This is a genomic window from Ventrimonas faecis (assembly GCF_040096075.1).
GTDB lineage: Bacteria > Bacillota > Clostridia > Lachnospirales > Lachnospiraceae > Brotaphodocola > Brotaphodocola faecis.
Genome location: NZ_JBBMFJ010000075.1, coordinates 1 through 686 on the forward strand (window position 1 = coordinate 1; position 686 = coordinate 686).

Genomic DNA, 686 nt, shown 5'->3' on the forward strand with positions numbered 1-686 from the left:
TTCATGTCTGCTATACTGTAATAGTTCAACCATCCACGCATGTATTCTTTTATATGTTCCATAGTCTTTACTATACTTCCGCACTTACTCCGGGAAGTGAGCTTTCGCAGGTTGTCCTTGGCTTTCTTCCATGACTTTCCATGAACACGGACATAGATTCCTTTTCCGTTCTTCCCGAAACAGAAGCCAAGGTACTTAAAATTTCGTATTGCAAACACGCTGACCGTACGACTTTTCTCCCGGTTCACCTTTAGTTTCAGTGTCCCTTCCAGATATTTCGTACTGCTTTCCAACAATCTCTCAGATGCCCGCTCACTCTTCGCTAACAGTACGATATCATCTGCATAGCGAATGCACGGCACTCCTCTTTTGTTGAACTCCTGGTCAAACTCGTTAAGATAAACATTGGCTAATAGCGGGGAGAGATTTCCTCCCTGCGGTGAACCTTCTTCCGTCTTAACGACTACACCGTTTTCCATCACTCCACTTCTTAAATACCTCTTTATCATCTGAATCACCCTTTCGTCCTTTACATCTCTGCGCAGGATATTTACCAGTAATTCATGGTTCAGTGTATCGAAATACTTTGACAAGTCAAGAACCACAGCTCTTGTATATCCCTGTTCTGCATACTCCTTTATCTTCTGAACTGCGTCTTTCGCACTTCGTCCCGGACGATATCCAAA

General features: G+C 43.4%; 1 protein-coding gene. It reads right to left on the reverse strand.

The window, feature by feature from the left end; translation table 11 throughout:
- On the reverse strand, positions 1–686 hold a 686-nt coding region (locus tag WMO41_RS15825), incomplete at both ends, for a reverse transcriptase domain-containing protein (RefSeq protein ID WP_349230595.1).